The sequence below is a fragment of the Microbacterium sp. RG1 genome (assembly GCF_005347485.1).
Classification (GTDB): Bacteria; Actinomycetota; Actinomycetes; order Actinomycetales; family Microbacteriaceae; genus Microbacterium; species Microbacterium binotii_A.
Window position 1 is genome coordinate 583,838 of the sequence record NZ_CP034121.1, and the last position, 13,209, is coordinate 597,046.

Here is a 13,209-nt window from a genome sequence, read left to right on the forward strand (position 1 = left end):
ACCCCGGACGCGGATGCGGCTTTCTCACGGCGCCGGGAATACTCCGCCGGCCACCGGGATTGAGCACCATATGGTTGAGAATTCACACATCTCCGCGGTCCCGGTTCCGGCGGCGGAGATCCGGGTTCAGGTGCGGGTGCCGCTCCGCTTCTCGGACGGCTACGCGACAGGTGCGGACGTGCTGACGTTCGACGGGCTCGTCGACGGCAAGGAGCACCTGCTGCTCGGTCTCGGCGACTGGCGGAGTGCGCTCGAACGCAGCGCGGACGGCGGGGAGGCGCCGCTCGTGCGCCCGCACAGCGAGTGCCTGACCGGCGACGTGTTCGGCTCCGAACGGTGCGACTGCGGTCCGCAGTTGCGCGAAGCGGTCGAGCGGATCGCGGCCGACGGCGGCTTCCTGCTCTATCTCCGCCAGGAGGGGCGGGGCATCGGCCTGTACGCCAAGCTCGACGCCTACGCACTGCAGGATGCGGGCCTGGACACCTACGAGGCGAACCTGGCGCTCGGGCGGGGCGAGGACGAGCGCGACTACACCGCCGCCGCGCAGATGCTCCGGACCGTCGGAGCGGAGCGCATCCGGCTGCTCAGCAACAACCCCGACAAGGCGGCGCAGCTCGAGGACCTGGGGATCGAGGTCACCGACCGCGTGCGCACGGCTGTGCATCTGTCGGCATCGAACGCGCGCTACCTGGCTGCCAAGCGCGACCACACCGCGCACGCCATCGACCTGCCCGCGGCGTGATGGCGACGGCGGCCCGATCCGACGCGGCGCGGCCGACGCGGACGCTGACGGAGGACGAGATGACGACCTGGCTTCCGCTCATCCGGCTCGTGCAGCTCCTGCCGCAGGCACTCGATCGCCGACTGCGCGACGAAGGCGGCATCAACCACGCGCACTACGCGATCCTCGTGACCCTCGCCGGGGGTTTCGCGCAGCCGGCCACGATGACCGACCTCGCCCGCATCGCCGGTCTCAGCCGGTCACGGCTCAGCCACGCCATCGACGCCCTCGAACGCCGAGGCTGGGTCGAGCGCACCACGTGCGGCAGCGACGGGCGCACCCAGTCCGCCCGGTTGACCGACGCCGGCTGGGACATCCTGCGCCAGGCGGCACCCGCCCACGTCGAGCAGATCCGCTCGTTGGTTCTCGACCGCCTCGACGATTCGGAGCGCATTGCTCTCGCCAGGATCGCCGCGAAGCTCGTGCCCGGCGTCGAGGAGGCTCTCTAACCGCGCCGGGCGGCCTCGACGCCGCACTTCCACCCGGGCGCCGAGCAGTCGGACGGCGGATGCTCGTCGATACCGGCTCGCGTCAGGAGCCAGGCGATCAGGGAGTTCGAGTTCCACATGTCGCCGATCCCGAAGACGTCCCGGCCCCAGACATGGCGGGGCGCGTTCGCCGCATCCATGATGATCGCGTCGGTCACGACCTCACTCGTCTCGTGGATGCGGGGTGGTGTCGGGGCGAACGCGAGGTCCGGAACGGTGCCGTCGCGCCAGCAGCGGATCTCGTATCGGAAGCACACGCTCAGCCCCAGCGCCGGTAGCCCGACCGGGCCCGTTCCGACGACGCCGCGTGCTGTTCGCGGCCCGCTCCACGCCGGTGCCATCTCGATGACGGAGCGCCCCCGACGATCGGTGATCTCGATGGCGGCGTGGAGGAGGGGGCGCGGCGCGTGGCCCTCGCGTGCCGCCGTCATCCGCTCCCACGACCCGCTCGCACGGCTCACCAGCCATCCGCCCGCGCCGACCGGTATCCACCAGACGGCGAGGGTGCTCACGGCGCGCTCCGGCACGCTCTCGCCACCGCGAGCGAGACCGGGACGTGGCCGAGCGCGAGGGCGCCGCTCGCGACGGCGAGCCAGGGGGCATGGAGCCACACGGCTGTCAGGGCGAAGACCAGTACGGGGAGGACGGCCATCGGAACCGGGATCACACCCCACGGCGCGTACAGCTCGCGCTTGTCGGCGCCGCGGGTGACGAGCACCACCCACCTTCCGACGTAGAGCGAGACCAGGAGAGCCACGAGGACCGCCCACGGCCGGCTTCGCGTGCCGGAGCCCGGAGCGAGGACTGCGGCCCCGAGGCAGCCGATCTGCCCGAGCCGCTCGAGCACGGTCGACACACGGAGAGCGAGGCGGCGCGGCGGATCCGGGAGCGTGCCGGGCAGCCGCAGCAGGAGGAGGTTCGGCAGCAGGACGAGTGCCGCGACGACGATTCCGGCCACCGACACGCTCATGGCCGCACCGTATCGGCGTCTTCGCACGCGGTGGGGCGCCGGCAGCCGGGAATTGTCACCGCCGCCCGGCGTAGCCTGGAAGGATGCGTGAGCGGATGCGGGAGGCGGGTGTCCGCTTCATGACGGTGGCGCCGCACCAGGGCGAACATCGTGTCGCCGCGCGGGTCGCCGTCTCCGTTGCGGTCCCGCTGCTGGTGCTCTGGTCGATCGGCCGGCTCGACCTGAGCGTCTATGCGAGTTTCGGCGCCTTCGCATCGCTCTACGGTCGACTCGACGGCTATCGCGACCGCATCCTCATGCAACTCGCTGCGGGCGCCGTCCAGGTGACGGCTATGGTTCTCGGAACGACGCTCTCCGTCATCGACGCACCGGATGCGGTGCGCGTCGTGGTCGTCGCGGCGCTCGCCGCCGGCGTCACGCTGATCGCGCACGCGTACCGGTGGCATCCGCCGGGCGCGTTGTTCGCGGTGTTCGCCGCCGGAGCGTGCGCGACGCTCCCGGCGAGCGGGCGCACGCTCGCCGAAGGCGCGGTGGTCGGTGCCGGCGGCGCCGCGTTCGCGGTGGCGGTGACAGTACTGATCGCGCTGTTCCGCCGCGGCCTCCCAGGGGCGTCCGCGACGAAGCCGGATGCCCGGCGAAGCGTCGCCGCAGAGATGGCAGTGACGGTCGGTGTGGGTTCGGTCCTGGCCGGAATCGTCGGGCTCGCGCTGGTGGGCACCCACTGGTACTGGGCGATGGTCGCCGCCGTGGCCGCACTCGGGGGAGCGAGCACGACCGCCCGGATCGTGCGGGGCGCCCAGCGGCTGATCGGCACCTGTGTCGGCATCCTGCTGGCGGCAGCGCTTCTCATGTTGCCGCTGCCGCCGCTGGCGGTGCTCGCGGTCGCCATCGCCCTGCAGGTGTGCGCGGAGCTGTTCGTCGGACGCAACTACGGACTCGCGATGGTGTTCATCACCCCGCTCGCCCTGTTGATGATCGAACTCGCCGTGCCCGTCGACCCGGGTCCGCTCCTGCGCGACCGACTGCTGGACACGCTGCTCGGCGTGGCCGTGGGAACGGCGGTCGCTGTCGTCTCCGCGACGGTTCGCCGGCGACGGGCGGGGGCCTAGGCTGGTGCGCATGCAGCAGCGTCCGCTTGGCAACACCGGTAGATCGGTCTCCGCACTGGGACTGGGCACGTGGCAGTTGGGAGCGGACTGGGGTGACGTCGGCGAAGCCGACGCGCTGGCGGTGCTGGGAACGGCGGCGGATGCCGGCGTCACCCTCTTCGACACCGCCGACGTCTACGGCGACGGACGTTCCGAGCAGCTGATCGGCAGGTTCCTCCGCGAGCGGGGCGAGCATGGGATCACGGTCGCGACGAAGATGGGGCGGCGTCTGCCGCAGGAGAAGGCGAACTACTCGCCCGAGAACTTCCGCGCGTGGACAGAGCGTTCCCGTCGCAATCTCGGCGTCGAGACGCTCGATCTGGTGCAGCTGCACTGCCCGCCCTCCAGCGTGATCGACGACGCGTCGACCTACGACGAGTTGGACCGGCTCGTCGACGACGGTGCCATCGCGGCGTACGGCGTGTCCGTGGAGACGAGCGCCCAGGCGCTCAGCGCGATCTCCCGACCCGGGGTCACGAACGTCCAGATCATCCTCAATCCCTTCCGGCTGAAACCCCTCGACGAGGTGCTGCCCGCCGCGGCGGATGCGGGCGTCGCCGTGTTCGCGCGCGTGCCGCTGGCATCCGGTCTGCTCAGCGGCCGCTACACGAGCCAGACGCGTTTCGCGGCGAACGACCACCGCAGCTACAACCGTCAGGGCGAAGCCTTCGACCGCGGCGAGACGTTCTCCGGCGTCGACTACGAGACCGGGCTCGCCGCGGCTCACGAACTCGCCGCCGCGCTGGGGGAGGGCGTCTCGCTCCCCGCTGCGGTGCTCGCGTGGATCGCGGCGCTGCCCGGCGTCACGAGCGTCATCCCCGGCGCGCGCACGAGCGCGCAGGCGCAGTCCAACGCGGACGCCGCGACGCTCCTCGACGGCGGATTCGATCTGGACGCCTTCGACGCCGTCGTCCGCGACGTGTACGACCGACGCCTGCGGGCCGACATCCACCCGCACTGGTGACCGCCGGCCGCCGGCGTCTCGTGGCGGCGGCGGCCGCCGCGGTCACGATCGTGGTCGGGCTCGGTGTGCACCGGTTCGCGCCGGACGGCGCGGTGAGCGACGTGGCGGGAGACGCGCTGTACGCGCTGCTGGTGTACCTGCTCGCCGTCGTGGTCATCCCGCGGCGCGCCGTCTGGGTGCCGGCGCTCGTCGCCTGGGTGTGGTGCACGGCGATCGAGCTGTTCCAGCTCACCGGTCTGCCGCTCGCATGGGGTGGCGCTTGCCCGCCGATCATGCTCGTGCTCGGCACCGTGTTCGACGCCCGCGACCTCGTCGTCTACACGGCGACCGTGCTCGCCGCAGCCACGGCCGACCGGCTCCTCGGCGCGGCGCTCGGTCGAGCGCGCGCCCGGCGCGGAGCATGAGGGGTATGGGGATGCGGATCGCTGTGGTCATCCCGTGCCGCGACGACGCCGAGATGCTCGCGGCGTGTCTGCGCGCGCTCGCCCGGCAGCAGCGTCCGGCGGACCGGATCATCGTGGTCGACAACGCGAGCAGCGACGACTCCGCGGCGGTGGCGCGCTCCGCGGGCGCCGAGGTCATCGTCGAGTCCGTCGTCGGTATCTGGCCCGCCGCCGCCGCGGGGTACGACGCCGCCTCGACGGATGCCGATGTGATCGCGAGGCTGGATGCGGACTCGCGCCCCCATCCGGACTGGCTGCTGCGCATCGAGCGCGCCTTCGCCGCCGACGCGGGTCTGGGGGTGCTCACCGGGGGCGCCGAGTTCTACGGGTCCACCCGCCTCGTGCACTACCTGGGCGAGCATTGGTACATCGGCGGTGGGCGCTTCTGGGTCAACCTCTGGCTCGGCATACCGCTGGTGTTCGGATCCAACTTCGCGATGCGCACCGGCGTCTGGGCGCGCGTGCGCGACCAGGTGCGCCGCGACGATGCCCGTGTCCACGACGATCTGGACCTGACGATCCACCTCCGCCGCTCCGACGGCGTGCGCTGGGACCGGCAGTTGCGCATGCCCGTCTCCTCGCGCCCCCTCGTGCACCCGCGCGGGCTGGCAGAGCGACTGGGCAAGGTCCTCACCACCTTCGCCGCGAGCTGGCCGCGCGGTCGGTTTCGCGCCGCGGTCCGTCCGCCGGTGCGATCGCGGCGCTTGGGGAAAGGCTCCGACGTGAAGGGTTCCGGTCCTACGCTGGGCTGATGCACTTCACGTTCCGGGCTCCGCTGTTCCGCTGGGAGGCGCGCCGGGACGCCGACTGGTTCTTCGTCGCGCTGCCCCAGGATGCGAGCGAGATGATCCGCGAGGTGCCGCGTCCGCCGAGCGGCTTCGGGGCGGTGCGCGTGGCGGTCGAGGTCGCCGGCGTCTCCTGGCGCACATCCATCTTCCCGGGTGCGGCCGGCGGCACGTATCACCTGCCGGTCAAGCGCGCCGTGCGCGAGGCGGCCGCAGCGGGCGAGGGCGATGAGATCGCGGTCGAGTTGACGGTCCTGGACGCGTGAGATGAACCCCGCGGGACTCGCGCTGGCGCTCGCCTACGGCGGGCTCGCGGTCCTGAGCGTGGTGCTGGCGGTGATCGATGTGCGCACGCACCGGCTTCCGAACCCGCTCGTGCTGCCGGCGTATCCGTTCCTCCTCGCGGCGCTGGCTCTTGCGTCCGTCGGACGAGGAGACCTGGTCCCGTTCCTGCAGGCGGTCGCGGGTGGCGCGATCGCGTTCGTCTTCTACCTCCTGCTGCGTCTCGTGCAGCCGCGGGGAATGGGCGGCGGCGACGTGAAACTGGCGGGCGTGCTCGGAATCGCACTCGGGTATCTCGGCTGGGACGCGCTGCTGCTGGGGCTGTTCGCCGGGTTCCTGCTCGGAGGCCTCTTCAGCGTGGGGTTGCTGCTCTCGCGTCGCGGCACCCGCCGCACCCGCATCCCCTTCGGTCCGTGGATGCTGCTGGGCGCTTGGGTCGTCATCGGCCTCATCTCCCTGACCTAAGCATGCGCGCGACCCCTGTCAACCGAGCGGCACAGAGCTGCGCGGACGCTAGCCTGGCGCGATGAGCAGCACATCAGCCTCCCCGCAGCCGCTCCTCGCCCGCGCGACGGCCTGGGCGCTGCGCAGGACCCTGGTCCGCGCTTTCCTGCGCTACAGCGAGCGCCGCGGTGCGCAGCTCGCCGACAGCGTCACGTACCGCGCGTTGTTCAGCATCTTCGCCGCCGTGCTGCTCGGCTTCTCGATCGCCGCCCTGTGGTTGGCGGGCAATCCGGCGGCTCTGAGCTCTCTCGCGGATGCGGTGAACTCCGCGGTTCCCGGGCTCGTCGGAACCGACGGGGACGGCCTGATCGATCTCTCTGCGATAGAGGCTCCCGCAGGTCTGACGATCGCGGGCGTGATCTCGCTCGTCGGTCTGGTCGGAGCGGCGATCGGCGCGATCGGTTCGTTGCGCGTGGCCGTGCGCACGATCGCCGACACCTCCGGCGAGGACGTGTTCTTCCTGTGGGTGCTGCTGCGCAACCTCGGCCTCGCCGTCGCGATCGCCGTCCTGCTCGTGCTGTCGGCCGCGGCCACGTTCGTCGGGTCGCTGTCGGTGACGACGGTTCTGTCGTGGCTCGGGGTGGCGGAGGATTCCACCGCGGCGCAGATCGGCACCCGCACCGTCGGTGTGCTGGTCGTCTTCGTGCTCGATGCGCTCGTGGTGCTCCTGATGTTCTGGACGATGTCGGGTGTCAAGGCGCCCCGTCGCGCGCTGCTGGCGGGTGCGGCGGTGGGCGGGGCCGGGCTGACCGTGCTGCAGGAGCTGTCGGGGCTGTTCGTGGGGGGAGCGAGCTCGAATCCGCTTCTGACGTCGTTCGCTTCCATCGTCGCCCTCCTGCTGTGGGTGAACCTGTCCGCTCAGGTGATGTTGATCTCCGCATCGGTCATCGTCACGATCACGCGCGAGGCGGACGACCGCATGCGGGAGCGTTTCGGAGCATCCACCTTCGCCGAGCGCCGCCGGCAACGAGCCGAGGATGCGGCGCGCATCGCCGCCGACGAACTCCAGCGCGCCCAGGCGGCCGTCCAGGCGGAGCAGGACAAGGTCCTGGAGAAGGCTCAGCGCGCGTAACGCTCGACGAACGTCCGCAGCATCCGAGACGGATGGATGACCGGGGCCCGCCGCACGGCGGCGAGAGTTGCGTCGAGCTCGCCGTCGGCGAAGTAGCCGTAACCGGCATAGGCGCGGATGCGGGTGGAGATTCCCGCCACGTCGAGCTCGGGATGGAACTGCGTCGCATAGACGTTCGCCCCGACACGGAAGGCCTGCACCGGACACGCGGGAGAGCCGGCCAGCAGCGTCACATGCTCCGGCAACCGACGCACCGCCTCCTTGTGGCCGACGAACGCCTCGAAGGTGTCGGGCATCCCCGCGAAGAGCGGATCTTCGCGGCCCGCGACGGTGAGGGAGACCGGGACGACGGAGATCGGTTCGGAGTACGTCCGATCGATCGTCGCGCCCTGATGCACGCCGAGGGTTCCGATCCCATAGCAGGCGCCAAGGAACGGCACGTCGCGGGCGACGACGTCGTCGAGCAGGGCCGACATCTCGCGTTCCACGCGCACTTGCACCGACGACTTCCGCGCGGGCGGATCCGAGGCGTTGAAAGGGCCGCCGCCGACGATGATGCCGGAGAGCTCGTCGAGGTCGAGATGGGGCATCGGCTCCGCCTCGAGTCGCACCCGTCGGAGCTCGGCGGGTGCGAGGCCCGAGTACCGGAGCATGAGCGCGTACTCCTCGTCGGCGGGGACGTCCTCGGCCCGGGTCGCGAGCAGTACGAAGGGTTTCACGTCGGGATTCTAGGCCACCGTGCGCGCCGGGCGGGCGGCGTCGTCGCGAGGTCTAGGCTGGGCGGCATGGCTATCGCACGACTGACCGGAGGCCCCCTCGACGGGCAGGTCATCCCTCTGGAAGAAGGCGTCGACGACGCGCTCATCGTCCCCTACGGCGAGGGGCAGCTTGTCTACCAGCGTCAGGCGGCCGACGCCGACGCCGACGGCCCGCAGCAGGAGGTCTTCGCCTTCGTCGAGACGACCGAACCGGTCAATCCCGACGAAGAAGACCGCAACGAGTGAGCGCACCCCACGAGCCGACCCGCTCGGTCGAGATCGAGCGCACCTACGACGCGGACGCCGACACGCCGCTGCCCGACTGGTCGACCCTGCCCGACGTGGCGAGCGTCGATGCGGCCGAGCAGCGCGACCTCGACGCGCGGTACTTCGACACTCCCGCCCTCGACCTCGCCCGTGCGAAGGTGGCCGTCCGCCGCCGGACGGGCGGCCACGACGCCGGTTGGCACGTGAAGTCGAGCGCCCCCGAGGGCCGTCACGAATGGGGCTGGCCGATCGTCGACGAGGAGTTGATGGTGCCGGATGCGGTCGCGGACGCGGTCGCGAACTGGGCGTCGGGTCCCTTCGTGCAGATCGCCCGCATCCGCAACAACCGCACGGCGTACCTGCTCCGCGACGCCCACGGTGGAGTGGTCGCGGAGGTGGTGGACGATCGCGTGCGCGCGAGCCAGGCCGCGACGGATGCCGAGAGGGCGTGGCGGGAGTGGGAGGTGGAGCTCGGACCGGCCGCTCCGGCCGACCCCGAGTGGCGGGCGAGGTTCTTCGCCGCGGCCGACGCACTGGTCACCGCCGCGGGCGGCACGGTGTCGGCATCCGATTCCAAACTCGGTCGCGCTCTCGGGCGCTGAGCCCTGAACGCAGAAGGCGCCCTCCTCGCGGAGGGCGCCTTCTGCGTGAGATCCGAGGATCAGAAGTTGATCATGTGTCCCGCGAGGCCGTGGAACGCCTCCTGCAGCGCCTCGGACAGCGTGGGGTGCGTGTGCACGTTACGCGCCAGTTCGAGTGCGGTGAGGTCCCACTTCTGGGCCAGCGTCAGCTCCGGCAGCAGCTCCGACACGTCCGGTCCGATCATGTGGCCGCCGAGCAGTTCGAGGTGCTCCGCGTCCGCGATCAGCTTGACGAACCCGACGGGCTCGCCGAGTCCGTGCGCCTTGCCGTTGGCCATGAACGGGAACGTCGCGACCTTGATCTCGCGACCGGTCTCGCGCGCCTGCGCCTCGGTGAGGCCGAAGGATGCGACCTGCGGCGAGCAGAACGTCGCCCGGGGCATCATCCGGTAGTCGCCGAGCGCCATGGTCTCCGCCTTGCCGATCGTCTCGGCCGCAACGACACCCTGCGCCTCGGCGACGTGGGCGAGCTGCAGCTTGGCGGTGACGTCGCCGATGGCGTAGATGTGCGGCACGTTCGTGCGCATGTAGTCGTCGATCGCGATGGCGCCGCGGTCGGTGAGGGCGACGCCGGTCTTCTCGAGTCCGAAGCCCTCGACGCGCGGGGCGAAGCCGATCGACATGAGCACCTTGTCGGACTCGATCGAGCTCTGCGCGCCGCTCTTGTTGTCGGTGTAGGTCACGGTGACCTTGTCGCCGGAGTCGACGACCGACTCGACCTTGGTGGAGGTCAGGATGTCGATGCCGTAGTTGCGGTACTGCTTCTGGATCTCCTTCGACACGTCGGCGTCCTCGTTGGGAAGCGCACGGTCGAGGAACTCGATGATCGTGACCTTCACGCCGTAGTTCGACATGACGTACGCGAACTCCATGCCGATCGCGCCGGCACCGACGATGACGATCGAGGACGGGAGCTCGCGGGAGAGGATCTGCTCCTCGTAGGTGACGACGTTCTCGCTGAGGGTCACGCCCGGAAGCAGACGCACCGTGGAGCCCGTGGCGATGATGACATTGTCGAAGGTCACGCGCTCGGTCGAGCCGTCGCTCTTCGCGACGTCGATCGAGTGGTCGTCGACGAAGGTCCCGCGGCCGTCGTACTCGGTGACCTTGTTCTTCTTCATCAGGTAGTGGATGCCCTTGACACGGCCCTCCGCCACCTCACGGCTGCGGTCGAACGCCACGCCGTAGTCGAAGTTCACCTCACCGGTGATGCCGAACAGCTTGGCCTTGTGGGCGAAGGTGTGGGCGAGCTCCGCGTTCTTGAGAAGCGCCTTGGAGGGGATGCAGCCGACGTTGAGGCAGACACCGCCCCAGTACTTCTCTTCGATGACGGCGGTGGAGAGGCCGAGCTGTGCGCTGCGCACGGCCGCGACGTACCCGCCGGGGCCCGCGCCGAGGATGACGACGTCGTAATGAGGCATGCGTCCAGCCTATCGCTCGGTGGAGTTCGAACGGCCTGCCGTCCGCTCGCTCGCGGCCTGCTTCTGCTGGCGCGCCCTGGCCCCCAGAAGCCACACCACGAGGCCGATCGCGATGAGCACGACCACGGCTCCCACGACCCAGGGCCAGATCGGCGCGGACTGGTCGGAGGTGGGGGTCGGTGTGGTGAGGGTCGTCATCTCCGGCTCCGGCGTGGCGGTGGCCTCCGGCGTCGCGTCGGCGGTCTCGGTCGGGGTCGGAGTCGCCACCGGGGCCGCGTCGGACGTGAACGCGAACTCGCCGGCGATCGGGTGGCCGTCGCTGGAGACGACGCGCCAGGCCACCGAGATGGCGCCGCTGGCGGAACCTGTCAGCGGCTGGGTGACGACGTTGGCGCTGACGGTGGGCGCCCCGTCCGTCAGCGAGGCGCCGGAGGCGTCGGTGACCTGGACGACGGTGGTGGACGCGTCGGAGAGCAGGTCCCCGCTGAAGGTGAGGGTGAGCGCCGCGGGAAGCGCGTCGACCGTGGAACCCGACGCGGGGTCCGAGGAGACGAGCTCGTCGTGGGCGAACGCGGGCGCTGTGCCCAGCAGCACCCCGCCCGAAGCGATCAGAAGCGTGGCGAGAGCGGCGACGAGTGCGCGCACGGGACGGCGGCGAGAGGTCTGGGAAGTCACGGCGACGAGCCTATCGCCGCGTGCTTTCGACCGGCTGTGCGTCACGGGACGCGGGATCGCGGGGATGCATGCCGCGCGAAGAATCCGCTCCGGTCCGCGATGTCGGGCAGAGGGTCCGATCGGTTAGGCTGGGTGAGAGGAGGACGACGTGGACGAGCAGTACAGGCCCCGCCCGGACAGCATCCGTCGCGAGAGCGACCGAGCCGTGCCGGCGCACGACACCACGCAGACCTTCGGGCACGACTCGGACCTGTCGTTCGTGCCGTTCGGAAGCGAGCTGAGCGAACCCGAGCTCGAGGCGATCGAGGCACTCCCTTCGGGTGCCGCATTGTTCATCGTGCGCTCCGGGCCCACCGCGGGAGCCCGCTACCTGCTGGACACCGATGTCACGACGGTCGGCCGGCATCCGGACGCCGACATCTTCTTCGACGACGTCACGGTCTCTCGCCGTCATGCCGAGATCACCCGTGTCGGGCGTGCGTTCGAGATCGTCGACCAGCGTTCGCTCAACGGCACCTACGTCAACGGCGAGCGCGTCGACCGCGACACGCTCAGCAACGGCGCAGAGGTGCGCATCGGCAAGTTCCGACTCAACTTCTTCGTCTCGCCCGCAGACCTTCCGGCAGTCGAAGGCTGATGGCGGCGGTCTCCGCCCGCGGCCGCAGTGAGGCCACGGGCCTGCTCAGCATCGGTCAGGTGCTTGCGCGGCTGACCCCCGAATTCCCCGCGCTGACCTCGTCGAAGCTGCGCTTCCTCGAGGTGCAGGGCATCGTCACACCGCGACGCACCGAGACCGGCTACCGCAAGTTCACGCCGAAAGACCTCGAGCGACTGCGTCTGGCGCTCACTCTGCAGCGCGATCACTACCTGCCGCTCGTGGTCATCCGCGAGTACCTCGACGACCTGGATGCGGGGCGCGATCCCGCATCTCCCGCGGGCGGCGTGCCGCGATCGATCGTCCCCGCCGCGCGTCGCTACCGCCGTGACGAGTTGCTGCGGACGGCGGGGGCCGGGACCCAGCTGCTCAACGACGCACTGAGCACAGGACTCATCGTCGGCGGAGAGACCTACGACGAGCAGGCGCTCGCGATGCTGCGTGCGCTCGTCGCCCTCGACCGTCACGGCATCGAACCGCGCCACCTGCGTGCGGTCAAGCAGAGCGCCGATCGTGATGTCTCGCTGGTGGAATCGGCGCTCGCACCGCTGCGTCGCCGCACGGACGCGACTTCGCGCGGACGCGCTGCGGAGACCGCTCCCGAGCTCGCCCGGCGCATCGCCGACGTTCGCGAGGCGCTCGTGCGCGCCTCGCTCGAGCGGCTCGACGGATGATCGCGCGACACGCCGAATCTTCGAGGCGGATGTCATTGCCGGAGGGGAAGGCCTCCTCTAGCGTGGGAGTAACCCGCGACACGAAGGAGGCGCCCGCATGACCGCTGGCGAACCGCTCGGCGAGATCCCCCTCGCTGCCGACCTCCTCTTCACCGACGGTCTGCCGCAGATGGACGACGAGGTCGGATATCGCGGCGCAGTCGCAGCGCGCGCTGCGGGCATCACCTACCGCCAGCTCGACTACTGGGCGCGGACCGAGCTCGTCGAGCCCACGGTCCGCGGTGCGTCGGGGTCGGGATCGCAGCGTCTGTACGGTTTCCGCGACATCCTCGTGCTCAAGCTCGTCAAGCGTCTGCTCGACACCGGCATCTCGCTGCAGCAGATCCGCACCGCGGTCGAGCAGCTGCGGGTCGCCGGCATCCGTGACCTCACCGGAACGACTCTCATGAGCGACGGTGCGTCGGTGTATCTCTGCACGTCCAACGACGAGGTCATCGACCTCGTCAGCCGCGGCCAGGGTGTCTTCGGCATCGCCGTCGGGAAGGTCCTGCGCGAGGTCGAGTCCACGCTCGTCTCCTTCGATCCGCAGGTGCCGGATCCCTCCGACGAGCTCGCTGCTCGACGCACGCGCCGCACGGCCTGAGATCCGGCCGCCTTCACCGCGTGGGCAGCGCGGTGGTT

Annotated in this window: 19 protein-coding genes; 14 read left to right on the plus strand and 5 right to left on the minus strand. The window is 70.6% G+C overall.

Translation table 11 applies throughout. The features are described 5' to 3' along the window. Nucleotides 1-70 precede the first annotated feature (70 nt). Nucleotides 71-742 carry a GTP cyclohydrolase II gene (locus EHF32_RS02705; RefSeq protein WP_137416693.1) on the plus strand — a complete coding sequence of 224 codons (672 nt, stop codon included), beginning with the start codon at nucleotides 71-73 and terminating at the stop codon, nucleotides 740-742. A 59-nt stretch (nucleotides 743-801) separates the two neighbouring features. Beyond that, nucleotides 802-1,230: a MarR family winged helix-turn-helix transcriptional regulator gene (locus EHF32_RS02710; RefSeq protein WP_238343774.1), complete on the plus strand. Its 429-nt coding sequence runs from the start codon at nucleotides 802-804 to the stop codon at nucleotides 1,228-1,230. On the opposite strand, the gene EHF32_RS02715 is transcribed toward EHF32_RS02710, so the two are convergent. Together EHF32_RS02715 and EHF32_RS02720 are read right to left on the minus strand one after the other, a co-directional pair. After that, on the minus strand, nucleotides 1,227-1,781 hold the full coding sequence (locus EHF32_RS02715; protein WP_137416695.1) for a hypothetical protein: 555 nt from the start codon (nucleotides 1,779-1,781) through the stop codon (nucleotides 1,227-1,229). The genes EHF32_RS02710 and EHF32_RS02715 overlap by 4 nt on opposite strands. Continuing rightward, the gene (locus EHF32_RS02720; RefSeq protein ID WP_137416696.1) at nucleotides 1,778-2,239 is read right to left on the minus strand and encodes a hypothetical protein; all 462 of its coding nucleotides are present in this window, start codon (nucleotides 2,237-2,239) and stop codon (nucleotides 1,778-1,780) included. Before EHF32_RS02720 ends, EHF32_RS02715 begins: the two co-directional genes overlap by 4 nt. Nucleotides 2,240-2,322: 83 nt before the next feature. On the opposite strand from EHF32_RS02720, the gene EHF32_RS02725 reads away from it, so the two are divergent. The 7 genes from EHF32_RS02725 (at nucleotide 2,323) to EHF32_RS02755 (ending at nucleotide 7,437) form a co-directional block, all read left to right on the plus strand. Next, nucleotides 2,323-3,348, plus strand: coding sequence for an FUSC family protein (locus EHF32_RS02725; RefSeq protein WP_137416697.1), 1,026 nt, complete (start codon nucleotides 2,323-2,325; stop codon nucleotides 3,346-3,348). A 10-nt stretch (nucleotides 3,349-3,358) separates the two neighbouring features. Next, nucleotides 3,359-4,351 (plus strand): aldo/keto reductase, encoded by a 993-nt coding sequence (locus EHF32_RS02730; protein WP_137416698.1) that lies wholly within the window; start codon nucleotides 3,359-3,361, stop codon nucleotides 4,349-4,351. Then, entirely contained in the window at nucleotides 4,348-4,755 is a 408-nt protein-coding gene (locus EHF32_RS02735) for a DUF2809 domain-containing protein (RefSeq protein ID WP_161594057.1), read from the plus strand. The genes EHF32_RS02730 and EHF32_RS02735 overlap by 4 nt, the downstream gene beginning before the upstream one ends. 11 nt (nucleotides 4,756-4,766) lie before the next feature. Next, a complete protein-coding gene (locus EHF32_RS02740) occupies nucleotides 4,767-5,546 on the plus strand; it encodes a glycosyltransferase family A protein (RefSeq protein WP_238343775.1) in 780 nt (259 codons plus the stop codon). Then, nucleotides 5,546-5,845 carry a DUF1905 domain-containing protein gene (locus EHF32_RS02745; protein WP_137416700.1) on the plus strand — a complete coding sequence of 100 codons (300 nt, stop codon included), beginning with the start codon at nucleotides 5,546-5,548 and terminating at the stop codon, nucleotides 5,843-5,845. The genes EHF32_RS02740 and EHF32_RS02745 overlap by 1 nt, the downstream gene beginning before the upstream one ends. A 1-nt stretch (nucleotide 5,846) precedes the next feature. After that, entirely contained in the window at nucleotides 5,847-6,326 is a 480-nt protein-coding gene (locus EHF32_RS02750) for a prepilin peptidase (protein WP_137416701.1), read from the plus strand. 61 nt (nucleotides 6,327-6,387) lie between these two features. Beyond that, entirely contained in the window at nucleotides 6,388-7,437 is a 1,050-nt protein-coding gene (locus tag EHF32_RS02755) for a YihY/virulence factor BrkB family protein (protein ID WP_137416702.1), read from the plus strand. Here EHF32_RS02755 and EHF32_RS02760 read toward each other — a convergent pair. Then, complete coding sequence (locus EHF32_RS02760) at nucleotides 7,425-8,156, minus strand: glutamine amidotransferase (RefSeq protein WP_137416703.1); 732 nt, start codon at nucleotides 8,154-8,156, stop codon at nucleotides 7,425-7,427. The two genes, EHF32_RS02755 and EHF32_RS02760, sit on opposite strands and share 13 nt — an antisense overlap. A gap of 66 nt (nucleotides 8,157-8,222) precedes the next feature. On the opposite strand from EHF32_RS02760, the gene EHF32_RS02765 reads away from it, so the two are divergent. Together EHF32_RS02765 and EHF32_RS02770 are read left to right on the plus strand one after the other, a co-directional pair. Then, a complete protein-coding gene (locus tag EHF32_RS02765; protein WP_137416704.1) occupies nucleotides 8,223-8,441 on the plus strand; it encodes a response regulator in 219 nt (72 codons plus the stop codon). Next, nucleotides 8,438-9,064, plus strand: a complete 627-nt coding sequence (locus EHF32_RS02770; protein ID WP_137416705.1) for a CYTH domain-containing protein — start codon at nucleotides 8,438-8,440, stop codon at nucleotides 9,062-9,064. The genes EHF32_RS02765 and EHF32_RS02770 overlap by 4 nt, the downstream gene beginning before the upstream one ends. Before the next feature lie 59 nt (nucleotides 9,065-9,123). Here the strand turns inward: EHF32_RS02770 and lpdA are convergent, their stop codons facing one another. Both lpdA and EHF32_RS02780 read right to left on the minus strand, forming a co-directional pair. Then, nucleotides 9,124-10,524, minus strand: a complete 1,401-nt coding sequence (gene lpdA, locus EHF32_RS02775; RefSeq protein ID WP_137416706.1) for a dihydrolipoyl dehydrogenase — start codon at nucleotides 10,522-10,524, stop codon at nucleotides 9,124-9,126. Between the two features lie 9 nt (nucleotides 10,525-10,533). Further along, nucleotides 10,534-11,199 carry a copper resistance CopC family protein gene (locus EHF32_RS02780; protein WP_238343776.1) on the minus strand — a complete coding sequence of 222 codons (666 nt, stop codon included), beginning with the start codon at nucleotides 11,197-11,199 and terminating at the stop codon, nucleotides 10,534-10,536. A gap of 148 nt (nucleotides 11,200-11,347) precedes the next feature. On the opposite strand from EHF32_RS02780, the gene EHF32_RS02785 reads away from it, so the two are divergent. From EHF32_RS02785 to EHF32_RS02795, 3 genes are all read left to right on the plus strand, one after another. After that, nucleotides 11,348-11,836 (plus strand): FHA domain-containing protein, encoded by a 489-nt coding sequence (locus tag EHF32_RS02785; RefSeq protein WP_137416707.1) that lies wholly within the window; start codon nucleotides 11,348-11,350, stop codon nucleotides 11,834-11,836. Then, the gene (gene ftsR, locus EHF32_RS02790; RefSeq protein ID WP_137416708.1) at nucleotides 11,836-12,528 is read left to right on the plus strand and encodes a transcriptional regulator FtsR; all 693 of its coding nucleotides are present in this window, start codon (nucleotides 11,836-11,838) and stop codon (nucleotides 12,526-12,528) included. Before EHF32_RS02785 ends, ftsR begins: the two co-directional genes overlap by 1 nt. A gap of 97 nt (nucleotides 12,529-12,625) precedes the next feature. After that, on the plus strand, nucleotides 12,626-13,171 hold the full coding sequence (locus tag EHF32_RS02795; protein ID WP_137416709.1) for a MerR family transcriptional regulator: 546 nt from the start codon (nucleotides 12,626-12,628) through the stop codon (nucleotides 13,169-13,171). The last annotated feature ends 38 nt before the right edge of the window (nucleotides 13,172-13,209 follow it).